The sequence below is a fragment of the Salinimicrobium xinjiangense DSM 19287 genome (assembly GCF_000423585.1).
Lineage (GTDB): Bacteria > Bacteroidota > Bacteroidia > Flavobacteriales > Flavobacteriaceae > Salinimicrobium > Salinimicrobium xinjiangense.
In genome coordinates this window covers 1-17608 of the sequence record NZ_AUIG01000011.1, presented here as the reverse complement: position 1 = coordinate 17608, position 17608 = coordinate 1, and the positions used below count along the sequence as shown (strand labels likewise).

The window sequence follows — 17608 nt, the reverse complement described above, 5'->3', positions numbered from 1 at the left end:
GAAAAATTTATGGATAATGAATATCGGGACTTATTTAAAAGTTTATAGAATTACCTCTGTTAAACAAAAGCTACGGAAAGAGAGGGTGTGTTATTGCTCTACTTCTTTATTTAATTCTAAAAGAGGGATCTCTACCTTGTAATGAAGGTCAGTTTCCTCAACCTCAACAGTTTCATTTGAAAAATATTCGTATTTCTCTTTTATGAGATCGATTTTTTTTTGAAGCTTGTCCTTTGCGGGCATATGGTAGCGGGTATTTTTCACAATGAGTTTTTTTCCGGTTGTGGAAATTTCAACGTGAAGCGGGTGGGCACCTTGAATGTCTGTTTGAGGTCCAGCGTTTTCAATGAGCACCTGAAGAGTGCCGGGCGGTAAGTACAGGGAAAGACTTTCAGGTTCTGTATCAATGCTAAACCGGATGTTAGCTCCATATTGCACTTTCAGAATAGCAATATATGCCCCGGCCAGCTCCAGTTCCTTTTTTAATTTGATGAGTTGTTCGTTGGTGTTAAGAAATGAACGATAGACAGAAGAAAGATGTCCAACGAATTCTACTGCTTTCTCCGGATGCTGTTCAATGAGCGAATCAAGCGTGTCAAGGCTTTTAAAAAGAAAATCGGGATTAACCCTGTTCTTTAATCTTTCCAACTGATTTTTAAACTCTATGCTTTGAAGTTGCGCAAATCTCAAATGCTCGGCACGTATTTTTTTTCTCAGTCTTTCTCTTTCTACAAAATAATAAAAGAAAAGCCCCAGAAATGCGTGAATAATGAGGCTGCGACGAACTGCTTCAAAATCGAATCTACCATTGAAACCTTCTAAAATTCGGTTAAGGATTAAGAGGAGCACCCATAAAGGAAATATCTTAGTAAGTCCGGTGAGCAGGAAAGTGCTTATTACTACTAAAAATCCCTCCACAAAATTTACCATATTTTCTGAAAGTTCCTTTAGCCGTGGAGAATGAACGAAACCGGAAATTTTTGGATATAGCCAGAAGAGTGAAAGGAAATAAATAAAAGTAAAAATAATTTCCAGGGTGGAGGCAAGGGATATTACAGAAGAGAGTTCTCCATAGGTTATATAGGTAGCGATGATATGTATTGCAAGGCTTATAAGTGCTATAACTCCAATTCTTTGCAGCCATTCACCTTTCAGTGTAACTTTTTTTTGATTAATAAAAGTTGTCTTCATCTTACCTGTCTTGGATTAAAGGTCCAGCCATTCCTTAAAAGCTGATGCTTTGTTACTGCTAATGATCTGCTCCCCGGCAAGCCCCCCGCTAAGGACAAGGTGGAGCCGGCCCTTAAAGTAGGGATTTACTTCTTTTACTGCGTCAATATTCACAATGAGCTGGCGATTGGCTCTGAAAAATCTTTCGGCTGAAAGCAACTCCTCCAATTGATCCAGGGTATAGTTGATTACATAACGTTTGCCTTTAAAAGTGGTTAGGAGAACAACTCCTTCTTCGGCCAGAAAAAGAGCGATGTCCTCACTGGAGACGGTTTTAATGGTTTGGCCGGATTTTACCATAAAGCGGGATTTCTTTTCCACCGGCATAGTTCCTGTAAGAGTGTTCTGGAGAAGACCCTGGAGATTCTGGATTTCCCGGCTCATATTAGTGCCTTTCAGGTCCTCATATTTTTTGATGGCTTCTGCCAGTTCCTTTTTGGATATCGGCTTTAGAAGATAATCCACACTGTTTACCTTGAAGGCTTCTATAGCATATTCATCATAAGCAGTGGTAAAGATCACCGGACTTTTTATTTCTCTTGATTTAAAAATTTCAAAGCTATTACCGTCGCTCAGGTGGATATCGCAAAAAATAAGGTCGGGAGAAGGGTTAAGATCAAACCATTCGACAGCTTCTTCAATTGATTCAATCTTATCAAGGACCTTAGTTTCCGGTCTTAATTCGAGAATTAAGGATTCCAGAGCACTGGCTGCGAATGCTTCATCTTCAATAATTAGGATCTTCATGGGCTTGAATTTCTAATAAAGGCAAGAGCACTGTGAACTCTTTATCGGTGATTTCTATTTCTACTTCCCGGTCGGAGAGGAATTTGTACCTCCTGCGGATATTCTGAAGGCCAGTTTTTGTGGATTCAATTTTTTCCAGTCTGGGCTGAAGGTTATTTTTCACCTTTAGAATCTTATCCTGAGACATTATGTCAATATACAATGGATTTTTTCGTGTAGAGCCATTATGTTTTATGGCATTTTCTATGAGCATCTGTACCGAACCCGGAGGCAGAAGTAGCTGTAAATGATCTTCTTCAATATTGATGTTGAACTGAAGGTTAGTTCCAAAGCGGGTGCTAAGGAGGTAGATATAAGCCCTTGATAATTTCATCTCTTCTTCCAGAGTTACCAGTTGTTTTTCACTATGTACCAGTAGAGAACGGTAAACGGTAGAGAGTCTCGCCACAAACTCCCGGGCCTGGATCTTATTATGAGTGATGAGGGAGCTTAGTACATTGAAGCTGTTGAAGAGGAAATGTGGATTTATCTGGTTCTTAAGCCCCTCGAGTTGTGCCTGGAAATTTTCCTTCTGAAGCCGCGTGGAGCGGATAATTTTTTCCTGCAATTTTCTTTTACTGCGCTCCCTTTCCACGAAATAGTAAAAGAACAGGGATAGAATAGCCATAAAAGCGATATTGAACCTTATGCGAATTGGCAGCACCTCAATGTCCGGGAAAACCATGATGAAAGGAACAAGAACAAACAGGAACAGGAGGATCGTTGAATTTACAATGACCAAAATAGCTTCTACTATCTTTTTCGCTACGGAAGTATCGGAAAGAAAATTTCGTTCATTGACCAGGTATGAGATTCCCCGATGAGTGATAAAGGTGGATAAAAGAAAAATAAACGTAAACAGGAATTCAAATGCTGCTATCCTGTTAAATATAGAAGAACCGTCTGCGTTAAAAAATACCGAGCCCTGGTGGTAGTAGACAATAGTAAAGAAAATCAGGATACTTGTAAAGAAGGCTTTTACTACCAGCTTCCTGAACCAGTTTTTATCAGACTTTTTAGAAGTAGTCTTTTCTTTAGCAGCAATTCGGCTATGGATTTGTCCTGTCTTGATGAGGTATAAAATTTCTTTACTCTGGTAAATGTAAAGAATAAATAATTTTTTGAGGAATTTCATAGTGTCGGCATTTAATAAATCCTTCAGGTAATACGAATATCACCCGATTGGGGAAAACTGCTTCCCATTTCATTCAGCCTATATCCCATTCCATTGCCTAAAAATCCCACTTCATTATTTTCTGGTTTCCTAACGGGTCTTCCATCCTCATCTTTGTGCCGTTAGCTAGCGAAAAATAGAATGTCTAACCACAAAATTTTTACAAGATGAAGTTGCATAAAAAATTAATCACAGTCTTTTTAAGTTTAATAATCACTTATTCAATAAACGCCCAGGAAGGTTCTCTTAGCGGAAGTCTTATAGACCCTAAAGAAGAAACTATTCCCTTTGCCACGGTCGCAATGGTAAAACTGCCAGATTCTACTGTAGTAACAGGAACTACTACAGATTTGGATGGAGCTTTTGAACTTGGTACTCCCGAAGAGGGGAAATATTTACTGCGATTTAGCGCCATTGGATTTACTTCCACTTTCACCGATGCCTTTAATATTTCAAGCCCCAACTATAGCAGGGATTTTGGGCAGGTGATCATTAAAGAAGAAATGACCATGCTTAATGAAGTTATGGTCCAGGCCTGGAGGCCGAGGGTGGAACTGGAAGCAGGAAAAATGGTTGTCCGCGTTGAGGGTACTGCCATGGCCGCGGGAAGCTCTGCCTTTGAGATTGTATCAAAATCCCCGGGAATATCGGCAGATCAGGATGGAAATCTAAGACTCAACGGAAAAACCGGAGTAAAGATCATGATCAATGGCCGTCTCACCTACCTTTCGGCCGATCAACTAAAGACTATGTTGGAATCTATGCCGGCAGAAAACATCAAGAACATTGAACTCATTCATAATCCCTCTGCGAAATATGACGCCGAAGGTTCGGCCGGGATCATCAATATCATTTTAAAAGAAAATCTGGGAGCCGGATTTAATGGGAGCGTTTATGGCGGAGTAGAATTTAATGAGGAGAACTGGTATAATGCCGGGGCTAATCTTAATTACAACTCAGGTAAGTGGAACACGTATTTCAGTGCCGATCTCTCCAAAAGAGGATTTATGAGAGAGCAGGAGATATGGAGAGAATACACCTATGATTTCGAATATGATTATTATCACCAGACGGGAGTGCAACTGGAGACCAAATGGATACCTTCATTCCAGGCCGGTGTGGATTATCAATTAAATGAAAATCATTCTATTGGCTTCTCCGGAAATTATTCGTTCTATGAAGAGAACGGAATATGGAATACCGAGACAGAACTGGGGCAGGATGGAATTGGAGACCTTGAGACGATCTCTGCCAAAAACAGAATGATCGAGGATTACGGGAATGGCAGGTTCAATGTGCATTACGATGCAAAATTGGACACCGTGGGCACCAATCTTTCTGTTAATCTGGACTACGTACAGTTGTCAAAGGACCTGGATTCCTATTTTACCAATAATTATTTCTTTCCGGTAGACGAAGAAACAGATGTGGAAAAACTTTTCAACAGGAGTGTTTCAGACTATGAGATCTTTGCAGCCCAGGCAGATCTTAGCCTGCCGCTAAACTCCCGGTCGGAATTCAGTATAGGAGTTAAAGGAAGTAAAGTAATATCCGAAAGTGACCTTCAGTTCTATTTAGGAGAGGATACAGGCGGAGAGTTAGATCGAACCCGAAGCAACAGCTTTACATATGAAGAAGAGATCTATGCTGCTTATGCCAGCTATAGTAACAGGCTGAGTGATACATGGGATCTACAGCTTGGATTGAGAGCGGAAAAAACTGTGGGTAAAGGAATCTCCCCCACCATGAACCGGATTAATGAAAAATCTTATCTCGATCTTTTTCCAAACTTTCAGCTAAGCCAGAAAGTGAGCGAAAATTACCAGTTAAACTATTCCTACAGTAAAAGGATCAATAGGCCTAGCTATAGCCGACTCAATCCCTTTCTATTCTATCTTGACCCATACACCTATATTGTGGGTAATCCCGATCTGGAAGCAGAGATCACTTCCTCTTATGGGGTCAACCAAACCCTCTTCGGAAAATATATGCTAATGCTTAATTACAGCCGCACGAAAGGTGCGACAGCCGAATATCCACGAACCGATATGGAAACCGGGCAGGCAATACTTACTACAGCCAACACAGATCACAAGGATTCCTATTCAGCTACTTTGGTGGTGCCAGTAGAGATCACTTCCTTTTGGAATGCCGAAAATACAGCGGTGGTGAATCAGACTAATTTTGATATACCCTATGAAGAGGGAGTTGTTGAGAATGATGTCTTGTACTATTCTTTACAGTCGAACCACAGGATAAGCCTTCCCTGGGATCTAAATCTTGAACTAAATGCCAATTACAGCGGACCCATGGCTTATGGAGTTGCCACTATAGGAGAGCGCTGGTATCTCGATGCCGGTCTCAAAAAGAGTTTTTTGAATGAGCGTTTGGATCTTACCGTAAAAGCGACAGATATTTTTGCAGGTCAGCAGATCAATGTGGAGTCAGAATATCCCGGAAGTACTTTCAGATTGGAGCAGCACTTTTTTACCCAGGGAGTCAGTTTCAATCTGAGATACAGGTTCAATGGTTCTGATGCTCCAAAGAAATCCCGCCAAAATCAACTGGAAGAATTGAACAGGGCGGGTGGCTAACAGTGTTCATTCTTCTGCAACTTCATCAGGAAACCCGGCAAAAGCCGGGTTTCTTTTTTTCAGTTTTCTTCTTTGTCAACCAAAACTTATTAAAATCCGGCAGATCTCTTCAGAAGTCATCTCGAAACTATAGCTAATAAATCCCCGGCGATTCTCAGTGCGCGTTCTTCATGATTATAGTAAAACCGGAAAGCACAATAAATCCCTGAATGTTCATTACCTAAATATCCCGATTCACCGGTTAAATATCCCGCTTCATCATTAAGAGGTTTCTGTGCCGGACTAACTGGCTCATATTTGTCCTGTTAGCTAATTCAAAAACAGTTTTCTAACCACAAAATTTGTTCAAGATGAAGTTGTATAAAAAATTAATTACAGTCTTTTTAAGTTTCATAATAACTTATTCAATAAATGCACAGGAAGGCTCCCTTAGCGGAAGCCTTATGGACCAGAATGAAGAGTCCATTCCTTTTGCAACCGTAGCGGTAATGAAATTACCCGATTCTACGGTGGTGACAGGATCCACGACAGAAATGGATGGAAGCTTTAACCTGAAATCCCCTGAAAATGGAAAATATGTACTAAGATTCAGTGCCATTGGATTTGAATCTATTTTCACGCCATTATTTGAAATAGCCAGTTCAGATTACAGGAAGGATTTCGGGTTGCTTACCATGCAGGAAGAATTGACAATGCTTAATGAGGTGATGATCCAAACCTGGAGACCCCGCGTAAAGGTGGAGAATGGCAAGATGGTAATGAAAGTAGAGGGAACAGCTGTTGCAGCCGGTAAAACAGCTTACGAAATGCTTTCAAGAGCTCCGGGAGTTTCGGTAGGGCAGGACGGGGAGTTCATGATCAATGGGAAGAGCGGTGTTAATGTGATGCTGGATGGGCGCATGACCTATCTTTCAGCTAAAGAACTTCAGACACTGCTGGAAAGTATGCCTGCAGAAAATATTGAAGAGATCGAAGTGATCCACAACCCTTCAGCAAAATATGATGCCGAAGGTACTGCTGGAATACTGAATATCAGCCTTAAGAAAAACACCAATACCGGACTATCTGGTAGTGTCTACGGAGGATATAAAGTTAATAATCAGCGTTTGTTCAATGGGGGTGTCAATCTTAATCATAGTGCCGGCCGCTGGAATTCTTATGCCAGTTTAGACCTTTCTGAAGGAGGAAGATACAGACCGCAAAAGGTGACAAGAACCTTTCCGGGAAATGAGAATTTCACAACCTACAAACAAAATGGTATCGATATCAAAGAAGAATTCACGCCCTCTCTTCGCATAGGAACAGATCATGAGATGAGCAAAAATCATGAGATTGGCGTTATGGCCAACCTTATCTACAAGAATATTGATGCCGACTGGAATACTTATACTGCACTAACTCATCCTGTAAATGGAACCTATGTCAATGTAGAAGCTTTGAACCACAGGGATGAACAATTTTACAATGGACAGTTCAACCTGCATTACACCGGGAAACTTGACACTGTGGGAACTACCATATCTGCAGATGTAGATTACATAAGGCTTGAGAATGAAGAAAGTTTTGATTTCAGGAATACGTATTCTTATCCGGCAGATGGTTCCACGAGACTGGAATTGCTAGACAACATCAGCCTTTCAGACTACAGCATATATGCTGCAAAAGTCGATTTTTCAACACCTCTTTCAGTCAGCTCGAGCCTGGGACTGGGAGTCAAAGCCAGTAAGGTAGAATCAGACAGTGATCTGAAATATTTCGTAACAGAAGATAATGAGCGAAATTTGGATCCTTCCAATAGTGACAGGTTTAGATATGAAGAAGAGATCTACTCTGCTTATGTTGAATACAGCAATAGATTCAACGATACATGGAACTTACAGGCAGGGCTCCGGGCTGAACAAACCTATGGGAAGGGAAGATCCTTTACGATGAATGAAACTAATAAAAGAGATTACCTGGAATTCTTTCCGAATCTTATGCTGGAGCAAAAAGTAAGTGACAATTACCAATTGAACTATTCCTATAGCCGAAGGATCTTAAGGCCAGATTACAGTACCTTCAATCCGACTATTTTCTACCTCGATCCCTATACTTATACCGAAGGAAATCCAGATCTACAGGCGCAGATCACCGATTCCTTTAAAATGACCCATACTTTCTTTAAGAGATTTAATCTTCTTTTAAGCTATGACAGTACAAACAATCACTTTATTGAAGTTCCTGCGGCCGATGCTGAGACAGGGAAAACGTCCTTCACCAGTAGAAATCTGGATAATTTTAGCAGTTATGGAGCTACACTTGTGGCCCCTGTCGAATTGGCGAAGTTCTGGAATGTCAACAATACTGTAGTGTTTAATCAACATACTTATGATCTTACCATAGATGGAACTTCAGTGGAGAATGATAATCTGTTTTACCTTTTTCAGTCAAACCATCAGGTTAACCTTCCATGGGATATAAAACTTGAAGTTAATGGTACTTACAGAGGTCCAATGGCTTATGGGGTATATAATATTGAGAAGCAATTTTGGGTAGATGCCGGACTTAAAAAGTCATTTTTGAATGACAAGCTGGACGTAACCCTTAATGCGACTGATATCTTTAAGGGAATGGAAATGAACGTAACGGCCGATTATCTTGGCAATACGATTGAAATAGACCAATATTTTGATCATAGAGCTGTAAGTCTGAATTTGAGATATTCCTTCAATCCGTCAAACTCCAAACAACAATCCAGAAAAAACGAACTGGAAGAATTGAACAGGGCGGGAGGTTCATAATGTTCCTTCTTCTACAACTTGATCAGGAAACCCGGCACTAGCCGGGTTTCTCTGTTGTACTGCCAGATATTTTTATAAATTTTGATTAGTTTACAAGAGCACCTGATTCTCTTGCACTTGAATCTTTTCTCCTTTTCTTTGTATTTTCACCTTCAGAAAAACTTTCATGTTACAGATAACAAGACCTACTTTATTACTTCACGAAGAGACCTGTAAAGCTAATATTCGGAGAATGGCCGAAAAAGCCTTAAAACACAAGGTGCAGCTAATTCCGCATTTCAAGACACATCAGTCTGCCAGGGTGGGGGAATGGTTCAGAGAGGTGGGAGTTACGGCGATTACTGTGACTTCTGTAAAGATGGGGACTTACTTTGCAGAACACGGGTGGAGGGATATTACGATCGCTTTTCCGATTAATGTTCTGGAAATAGCGGAGCTTAATTCCCTCGCAGCACGGGGAGATCTCCGGATCTTCATAAACAGCAGGGAAACTGCCGGCCTTCTGAAGCAGCAGTTAAAAAATACGGTAAGATTTTTTATTGAAGTAGATGCAGGAGACGGCCGCTCCGGGTTGGGGGTAAGGGACCTTGATAAGATCGGTGGGATTCTTGAGTTGACAAAAAATTCTCAGTTAAAATTTGATGGTTTCTATACTCATCCGGGGCATACCTATAGTGCAGCTTCTCCCCGGGAAGTCCAAAAAATTTCTTCTGAAGTACTCGAAAAACTAAGGTCTCTAAAAAGGCATTTTAGAGAGGAATTTCCGGAGCTTAAGATCGGATTGGGAGATACTCCTTCCTGCAGTATTGCTGAAGATTTTGCTGGTGTTGACAGTATTCATCCTGGGAATTTTGTTTATTACGACCTGGTACAGGAAAGTATTGGCGCCAACAGCTTTGAGGAGATTGCCATTTGCCTTGCGGTACCCGTGGTTGCGGTTCATCCCGAAAGACAGGAGGTAATCGTACACAGCGGTTGGGTGCACCAGGGAAAAGATTCGCTTACCGATAGAGCCGGAAATAGTCATTACGGACTGGTGGTACAGCTGACAAACGACAAATGGTCTGCACCCATTCCCGGAGCAGGGGTGAGCAAGATTTCACAGGAGCATGGGGTGCTGAGTTTGCCTGGAGAAATTATGAAACAGATAAAAGTTGGTGACCTGTTGGGAATACTTCCGGTTCACGCCTGCGCCACTGCAGTAATGATGGGGGAAATATGGACAACAACAGGAGAAAGACTGGAGATGATGCCCCGGTAGTTCAGGTGTTTAACCTCGGAATTTTTATTCTACTCCCGGTTGTTTTAATTCAAATTCAGTATCCTGTTTTCTCTTTTCGACCATTGTCTTTACATCATCAAGCAGGGCTTTTGCATCGTAAATGATACCATCCTTGATCGTGTATTTTACTCCGCCAACCCGCACTACCTCATTATCTTCGGTCAGTTTAATGGCGCCGGTGCCGTAAAGTACTTTGAGGTTAGCCAAAGGATTCTCCTCTACGATGACGAAATCTGCCAGCTTCCCCACTTCTACAGATCCTAATTGATCTGCCACACCAAGGGCTTCGGCGCCATTAAGTGTAGCGGCCATTATTACTTCCATAGGATGAAATCCTGCTTCTCTTAATAGTTCCAGCTCTCTGATAAAAGCAAAACCATAGAGCTGAAAAATGAAGCCGGAATCGGAGCCGGCAGTGACTCTTCCCCCGCGGTTCTTGTATTCATTGACAAAGGTCATCCAGAGCTGATAATTTCTCTTCCAGGCAATCTCTTCCTCTGTGCCCCAGTAATGCCAGTAGGAGCCATGGGAGATCTTGCTGGGCTGATAGAATTCCCAGAGGGAAGGCAGCGTATAATCTTTATGCCATTCGGCTGTGCGGGCTCTCATCAGATCCCGGCTTGCCTCATAGATGTTGAAAGTAGGGGAGAGCGTAAAATCTAGTTCCAGAAGTTCGTTCATCACCCGGTTCCATTTTTCTGAATAAGGAGGAGCTGCCTGCTCCCATAGTTTTCCTGCTTCGCTAAAACGATGCTGCTCATTGTTGTAATTATAGTCTGCCGGATAATCCTGCACAGTACGATCTGTAAACAATGCTTCAGGCAGTCCATACCAGTGTTCCATGCTGGTGAGTCCTGCACGCGCCGAATGCAATACATTCCATTTGGCTACGGCCATCTGGGCATGATGTGCTGCGGCCCTTAGCCCCAGCTTTTTGTTCTCCTCAAGAGCAGCTTCCATTATTGCAGGGGGAGCTCCGAAAAATTTTATTCCGTCGGCACCTTTTTTGGCATTTTCCCGCACCCAGCTTCGTGCCTGTTCGGGATTGGAGATGGGACCCTCGCTTCCCTGTCCAAAGGCGGTGTAGGCAAATATTCGCGGCGCCACAATTGAATTGGTGGCACTCTTCTTCTTCTGGTCCAGTACCCAATCCAGGCCGTTCCCTGCTGAAGGATCCCGCACCGTAGTGATCCCATGTGCCATCCAGAGTTTAAAAACATATTCGGCGTCTGCTCCCTGGGCTTCTCCGCCAATATGGCCGTGTACATCTACAAATCCTGGCAAAAGGAACATTCCTTCGGCATCAAGTTCTTTTCCTCCCGGCTTCAGTTTCGGCCTGCTTTCCTGTTTAATGGGCACTCCGGGGTAGCCAACAGTCTGTACGCGGCTGATCTTGTTATTTTCCACAACTATGTCTACAGGTCCCGTTGGAGGCGCGCCGTTGCCGTTAATCAAAGTGACCCCACGAATAATTAGTTGCGGCCATGGGCCTTCTCCTTCTGTACGCGGGGGTGCTTTTTCCACCTGTGCCGTAGCGGTAAATCCAAAAATGAGCAGTAGCAGGCTTAGCAGGGATTTTAAATAATATTTCAAAATGTACTTATTTTTTATTGTTGTTACTTAGTCGGTGTATGAGCAAAGCAGCTCTTTCTGTTAACGGAATAAAAGTGCTCAAGTCTATGGTCTCTGTAGGGGAATGTGCGCCACTGCCCATTACTCCCAGTCCGTCAAGGCCGTCAACATATTGAGCAATAAAGGAAATGTCTGCTGCCCCTCGTTTTCCGGGATCGTAAGCTTTTACTTCGCCATAGCCCAAATCTCTGCTCACTTCATCGAGCGTTTCCAGGAGGGCCATATTCCCTTCAGTGGGTTTCATAGCCGGATAGGAATCTGTAAATGCTATAGTAGCTGAGGTTTGTGGCAGATTATTTTTCACAATCTCCTTCATTTTGCTGCGGGCATTTTCCTTTTGTTCTTCAGAAATAAAACGGAGTCCGCCGTGGACCACTACATCACCTGCCACGACATTGGTCTTTCCAAATGCAGTGCCTTTGGATTGTGTGGGATCATAGCTTACTTCAGTCCCTCCCAGGATGATCCCCGGATTGAAGCTGAGAAGTTCTTCCCCTTTGACCTCGGTGTAAAAAGAATTCAGGATACGTGCGGTTTCAAAAATGGCTCCTGCGCCTGTACTTTCGCTGAATATTCCTGAAGAATGTGCCTGCTTTCCCTTTACTTCGAGACTCCAGCCGCTGGAACCTCTTCTGGCCACAGTGGCATAATCCATTCCCGAAGCAGTTTCAAATCCCAGGGCAATATCTGCTTTCTTTCCGGCTTCCACAAGATCGTGCCGACTAACACTTAGGGGTTGGCCCGGTTTTTCTTCATCTCCGGTAAAGGCGACAATAATACTCTTGTTCTTCAATTCGCCGGCCGCATGCAGGGCTTTTAATGCATAAATAATCATGGCATTTCCGCCTTTCATGTCGTTCACTGCAGGACCTGTTCCAATGTCGCCATCACGGCTGAAGGTCCGGAATTCATGATCTTTCTCAAAAACTGTATCCAGGTGTCCAATCAGTAAAATAACGGGACCTTTTCCGCCCTCCATTTCAGCAAAGAGATGTCCGCCGCGGTTGAGGCTGTCCGGCAAGGAGATCCAGCGGGTTTTAAATCCGAGTGCATCCAGCTCCTTTTTATAAAGCATTCCTACTTCCTTTACGCCTTCAGGATTCATGGTGCCACTATTTATATTTACTGTTTGCTCCAGAAAATCGATCTGTTCCTTTTCATGGGATCGTAAAAAATCGATCATTTTTTGTTCAGAAGAAGAGATCTCCTGCGCGGAAACTACTGTGGAAAGAAGAAATAATAAAAGAGGGATAATTTTTTTCATAATAAGATCTATGCCTTAAATATAGAAAAAATCGGCAGTTACAGGTATTCTTAAACAAGGTGCCAAAATGATATTAAGGTGGGAGCGGAAGTTAAAAGGAAGGTCAGGCTCGATCCTTTCTTATTGAAGGAAATCTGAAATTGGTGATCCCCTTCCATAGCCACTCAACAGGACCCTGTTTAAAAAGGCTTAACCACCACTCACTGAATTTTAGTTGTAAATAAAAGACAACTATGCCTATAACGACATTTACTGCCGGTGAGGTTCTGTCGAACAGTCCCAGTCCAAAATGGTAGAACAGGAGCAGACCAAAGAAGGTCTGCAGCAGGTAGTTGGTAAGTGCCATTCTGCCCATTGCTGCCAGTGGCTTAAGGAGTTTATGAAATATATATTTTTGAAATAAGAGGGTGATTCCGGTAATGTAGAATATGGTTAAAAAGGCATTATAGATGCTGAAGAGGAAGCTTGCCAGCCATTGTAGTTCAGGCACTACTTTAATTCCGGGGATAGTGACCAGGTCAAACAGATACATGAGCAAACCGAGGAACAATAGAAAAAGAACTGCTCTTCCCGTAAATTTATTCCAACTTTTGAATTTTCTAAGATGTTTTTCAATAGAACTGAAAAGACCTTTCCGGCCGACATACAGTCCCAGGAGAAAATATCCGAAGGTCATAAGGAGTCGGCCACTTTCCAACTGATACTCAATCTTTGCAGGCCAGGATCGCCAGTTATCCCTTAAGACAGTGAGTAAATCTGCATTTTGTACAAGCGCATAATATCTTTCTGCCTCTTCTGCCATGGGGAACTCGACCTGAAGATGGGGTGTTTTATAGTTTAAAGCGTCGTAAAGATGTGTGGGCAGATCTATGATGAGCAGTAGGGAAAGAAAAAGGACAAGGTTCAGATTGAGATGCCGGAAAAGTATTAAGGCGATTCCGAGGACAGCATAAATGACAAGGATGTCCCCCCTCCACAAAACATGATGTGCCAGGCCAATAAGAAATAACAGGAACAGGCGCCAGGTGTAAACCAGGAGATAATTAGGATTGGATCTTTTCTTCTGAAAATGCAGAAAGAAGCTGAGGCCGAACAGGAAGGAAAATACCGAAAAGAATTTCCCGAACACCAGGGCCCCGAAGATGCCAAGAGCTATTCCGTCGGCTGTACTGTCAAATCTAGTATAAGTATTGGGGGGTAGGGCTGCTCCTGTATACCAGATCACCATATGAGCATATAGGATACCTGTCAATGCGAATCCCCGTAATACATCTATGGTGTCTATCCTGCTTTTTGAAGTTGTGATCGTGCTTTCTTCCATGGAATGCTATCGCGCAGGACATGAAATTAGAACTTCCTGTAGTTGGACTATAGCTTTTAACATAGATTGAAGGAATTATCCTTTTCCATTTTCTTCGTTTAATTCATTAGGAGGAATTTAAAGAAGATTTTATAAGAACATTCAGCTCTTCATTTTTTTCCAAAGTCTCATAACTAATTTTATGATAAGTAAGACAATAAAACCGATTACAAGACCCATAATAAATTCCCCGATTATCGCCGGGATACTTTCTACCAGATCGTGTAAAAAATGGATGTTATGAACAAAAATACCGCCCGAAACCAATATTAGGGCTATTGTACCTATTACCGAAAGGCTCTTGATCACCTTTGGAAGCGCACTAACCAGAAATCTCCCGGCTTTATCAGAAATACTATTTTCCTCATCATTCCACGCAATAAGTTTTGTGCCAAATTCATCCATTCTAACGATTAGTGCTACCAGACCGTACACCCCAACAGTAGCAATAAGTGCTATAAGCGTAACTACTATGATCTGGGTTAGAAGTGGGACATTTGTAATGCTGCCCAGGGCGATAATTACGATCTCTACAGATAAAATGAAGTCGGTGAGTATGGCCGATTTTATTTTTTCCTTTTCCCTGCTCAGTACTTCCTCTTTGGAAAGATCTTCGAGTTCAGGGGTTTCAGCCTGATGAGGATGAGGAAAGATGAACTCATAGATTTTTTCGGCTCCCTCATATGCGAGATATAAACCACCAAGGACAAGAATAACCGTTATAGCAGCAGGAAAAAATGCGCTTAACAGAAAAGCGAGAGGCAGGATAATAAGCTTGTTTAAAAAAGAACCTTTAGTGATGGCCCAAAGGACAGGGAGTTCTCTTGATGACATAAATCCGGAAGCTTTCTCGGCATTTACAGCCAAATCATCTCCCATTATTCCTGCTGTTTTTTTTCCGGCGACCTTACCCATTACCGCCACATCGTCCATTAAAGCTGCAATATCATCTAGAAGTGCAAAAAATCCTGAAGCCATTGTTTGATTTTAATTTGGTAAAGCAAGGTAAGGGTATTGAACTAATTGAATTTACTTGAAAGAAATTTTTAATAAGGTTTTAATATTAAATATTCCCTGTAAAATTTACTAAGAGTGGTGCTTTCTGCTCAACATACCGGGTCTTTAAAATCGTATTATATAAAGTGGGCGTTCTCATGTATTTTAGAATTTGAGGATACACATCAGGTTCTTTTGCCCGAAATCTCTGTTCTCGACAAGTGCCATAAGCTTCCGGTAAAAATTCCTTGACAGAGTGAATCTTCTTCGTTCTGCCATCACGGCCTAACATAGATAGCAATATGAGGTTTCAGAGAATTTTTCTGTAAAACTTACCCTCTGAGAAACTTATATGCCGAAGTAGTAGTTTATCTTTCGGAAAGAATTTCTTGCAGTATTTGAGGTTTGTCTAATACTTTTTCTAAGAAGGTTCTGCCCTTGGTCTTGTTAAGATGTTTTTGAAGGTAAACTGCCTCTTCTCTCGTTTTGCACCGGAATATAAGTTTGGTTTCCCAGTCGTATGCAGCTCCGGTAAAGGCTTTGATTTTCTTATGCATTTATGTTGTTCAACTCTTGCAGGGACATTACTGGTTTCACCGGTATAATATTTATCGGCTGTAGGGCTGTAGATGATATAGAGAAAATGCATAATTAAAAGTAAAAAAGCGGGTACAAAAAGAGTTATGTCAGAGAGTTCGAAATTGAACTCAGATATGAGGAGCGGCAATTACCCGCTGTTCTTTATTTCATAATTGTAGCCTAATTAAATACGGGCTGCTATCTGTAAATAAGTGCGTATAAACCGGAAACAATTAATCATTTTGTTCTTCTGTTTCAGCTATTCCATTTCTAAAGGGGGAGGACCTTCAGGTACCATTCCTTTATAGATATAATCTCCTTTTCTTTCTTTGAATTCCGCTTTCATTTCTTTCCGCAGTTTTTCATCCTCATAAAAATCGATCATGGTCATTGCCATTGCTTTTGAAGCATATTCCATTCCCTTATGACCGATAGACATGCCACTGCAGGCGACAACGGCCCACGAATGCCAGGGGGTGCCTTTTGGTGCGGTTGTGGCCCGCAATCTAACTGTGGGAACCACGTAACTAACGTCGCCGACATCGGTGGAGCCACCCATTGGGTGTTCTAGGGTCTCTTCCAAAGGTTCAATTTCAGAAACTGACCCTACCTGTTCCTTTCCTGTAGCTGCCTGAATTTTCCTGGCAAAATCCTGTTCACCTTCTGAGTATTCAATAGGTCCAAGAGATTCCAGGTTCTTTTGAAGCACTGCAGCTCCGGTTCTGTTAACCAGTACCTCATGTATTCCCGAGATCAATGTGATCTTATAATCAACATTAGCCATTAAAGCTGCGCCTTCGGCTATCTTTTCTATTTGTTTCCAAACAGGAACTAATTCATCTCTTTTGGTGTCACGTACCCTGGTCCAGATTTTAGAATAGTCAGGCACCACATTTACTACTTCTCCGGCGTTTTGAATATCGTAATGGATCCTTACTGTGGGCTTGACATGTTCTCTGTAATAATTGATACCAGTAGTATACAACTCCAGAGCATCTGATGCGCTCCTTCCGTTCCATGGATCGGCAGAAGCATGAGCGGCCTGACCGTGATATTCGACCAGGAAATCAACCAGTGCGAGACCGGCCTGCACATCTGCCTTGGTCTCGGCTGAGGGATGCCAGTCCATAACAATATCGACGTCATCAAAGAGCCCCTCCCTTACCAGCCAAAGTTTTCCAAAAAACTTTTCTTCAGCCGGGGTGCCGTAAAAGCGAATAGTACCTTTAATTTTCCCATCATCTATTAGTTCCTTTATGGCTGTTGCTGCACCCATAGATGCCACCCCAAAAAGGTTATGCCCACATCCATGTCCTGCTCCTCCCGGGTTCCGGGGATCTTTCTCGGGTACAGTTTTTTGAGATAAACCGGGTAAGGCATCAAATTCGCCTAGTATTCCTATTACAGGCTGTCCGGAACCATATTCGGCTGTGAAAGCGGTGGGGATGCCTGCAACACCTCTCTTTACGGTAAAGCCCTGCTCCTCTGCATAATCAGCAAGAGCTTTGGAAGATCTATTCTCTTTGAAAGCAACCTCTTCATAGGACCAAATTTCATCACTCAATGAAATGAGCTCTTCGATCCTGTTTTCTATAATTTCTATTGCAGCTTTTTTCTTGTTGGTAATTTTTGATTTTTTCTGAGCATGAGCTGAGATACTGAATAAGATAATCAGGTAAAGGAGGAGATTTTTTGTCATTGCTGTAAAATTTCCGTTAGCAGGATTAATTATACGATTATTCTCTCAAATAATTATTGAAATTCTCAAACATGTAAAAGGGAATTCCAATTGAAATTTGTTCTAGATCCGTTCCTGGTTCTTGACCTTTGTAAACAAAAAAAGCCCCTTTTGTTTCCAAAAGGGGCTTTAACTTTAATGGTGGTGCCTCCAGCCCCGAAGCATCGGGGGAACCAGGGACACTATCTCTTAG

At 42.2% G+C, this 17608-nt stretch carries 13 protein-coding genes and 1 pseudogene; 3 read left to right on the top strand and 11 right to left on the bottom strand.

Features of this window, described 5'->3' with window-relative positions; genetic code table 11:
- Window positions 1-90 precede the first annotated feature (90 nt).
- From G564_RS19810 to G564_RS19805, 3 genes are read right to left on the bottom strand one after another with little or no spacing between them, the layout of a single operon-like run.
- Window positions 91-1191: a sensor histidine kinase gene (locus G564_RS19810; protein WP_051205307.1), complete on the bottom strand. Its 1101-nt coding sequence runs from the start codon at window positions 1189-1191 to the stop codon at window positions 91-93.
- A 15-nt stretch (window positions 1192-1206) separates the two neighbouring features.
- Window positions 1207-1977, bottom strand: coding sequence for a LytR/AlgR family response regulator transcription factor (locus tag G564_RS0104600; protein ID WP_029036630.1), 771 nt, complete (start codon window positions 1975-1977; stop codon window positions 1207-1209).
- Complete coding sequence (locus G564_RS19805) at window positions 1958-3151, bottom strand: sensor histidine kinase (protein ID WP_051205306.1); 1194 nt, start codon at window positions 3149-3151, stop codon at window positions 1958-1960. The genes G564_RS0104600 and G564_RS19805 overlap by 20 nt, the downstream gene beginning before the upstream one ends.
- Window positions 3152-3357: 206 nt before the next feature.
- Between G564_RS19805 and G564_RS0104590 the strand changes: the two genes are divergently transcribed.
- The 3 genes from G564_RS0104590 (at window position 3358) to G564_RS0104580 (ending at window position 9825) form a co-directional block, all read left to right on the top strand.
- Window positions 3358-5784, top strand: a complete 2427-nt coding sequence (locus G564_RS0104590; protein ID WP_029036629.1) for a TonB-dependent receptor domain-containing protein — start codon at window positions 3358-3360, stop codon at window positions 5782-5784.
- A gap of 350 nt (window positions 5785-6134) precedes the next feature.
- The gene (locus G564_RS0104585) at window positions 6135-8564 is read left to right on the top strand and encodes an outer membrane beta-barrel family protein (RefSeq protein WP_029036628.1); all 2430 of its coding nucleotides are present in this window, start codon (window positions 6135-6137) and stop codon (window positions 8562-8564) included.
- 166 nt (window positions 8565-8730) lie between these two features.
- The gene (locus tag G564_RS0104580; protein WP_029036627.1) at window positions 8731-9825 is read left to right on the top strand and encodes an alanine racemase; all 1095 of its coding nucleotides are present in this window, start codon (window positions 8731-8733) and stop codon (window positions 9823-9825) included.
- Between the two features lie 24 nt (window positions 9826-9849).
- Here G564_RS0104580 and G564_RS0104575 read toward each other — a convergent pair whose 3' ends face one another.
- From G564_RS0104575 to G564_RS20570, 8 genes and pseudogenes are all read right to left on the bottom strand, one after another.
- A complete protein-coding gene (locus G564_RS0104575; RefSeq protein WP_051205320.1) occupies window positions 9850-11397 on the bottom strand; it encodes an amidohydrolase family protein in 1548 nt (515 codons plus the stop codon).
- Window positions 11398-11446: 49 nt separating this feature from the next.
- On the bottom strand, window positions 11447-12742 hold the full coding sequence (locus tag G564_RS0104570) for a M20/M25/M40 family metallo-hydrolase (protein WP_029036625.1): 1296 nt from the start codon (window positions 12740-12742) through the stop codon (window positions 11447-11449).
- A gap of 103 nt (window positions 12743-12845) precedes the next feature.
- Window positions 12846-14063: a DUF418 domain-containing protein gene (locus tag G564_RS0104565; protein ID WP_029036624.1), complete on the bottom strand. Its 1218-nt coding sequence runs from the start codon at window positions 14061-14063 to the stop codon at window positions 12846-12848.
- 141 nt (window positions 14064-14204) lie between these two features.
- Window positions 14205-15080 (bottom strand): DUF808 domain-containing protein, encoded by an 876-nt coding sequence (locus G564_RS0104560; RefSeq protein WP_029036623.1) that lies wholly within the window; start codon window positions 15078-15080, stop codon window positions 14205-14207.
- A gap of 386 nt (window positions 15081-15466) precedes the next feature.
- On the bottom strand, window positions 15467-15655 hold the full coding sequence (locus tag G564_RS20655; RefSeq protein WP_029036621.1) for a hypothetical protein: 189 nt from the start codon (window positions 15653-15655) through the stop codon (window positions 15467-15469).
- Window positions 15656-15687: 32 nt separating this feature from the next.
- A pseudogene (locus tag G564_RS20875) lies at window positions 15688-15747 on the bottom strand (GIY-YIG nuclease family protein); the annotation flags it as partial.
- 189 nt (window positions 15748-15936) lie between these two features.
- Window positions 15937-17376, bottom strand: coding sequence for an amidohydrolase (locus tag G564_RS0104545; protein WP_029036620.1), 1440 nt, complete (start codon window positions 17374-17376; stop codon window positions 15937-15939).
- A gap of 37 nt (window positions 17377-17413) precedes the next feature.
- Window positions 17414-17608, bottom strand: a 195-nt coding sequence (locus tag G564_RS20570; RefSeq protein ID WP_037373509.1) for a hypothetical protein, incomplete at its 5' end; no start/stop codon positions are given.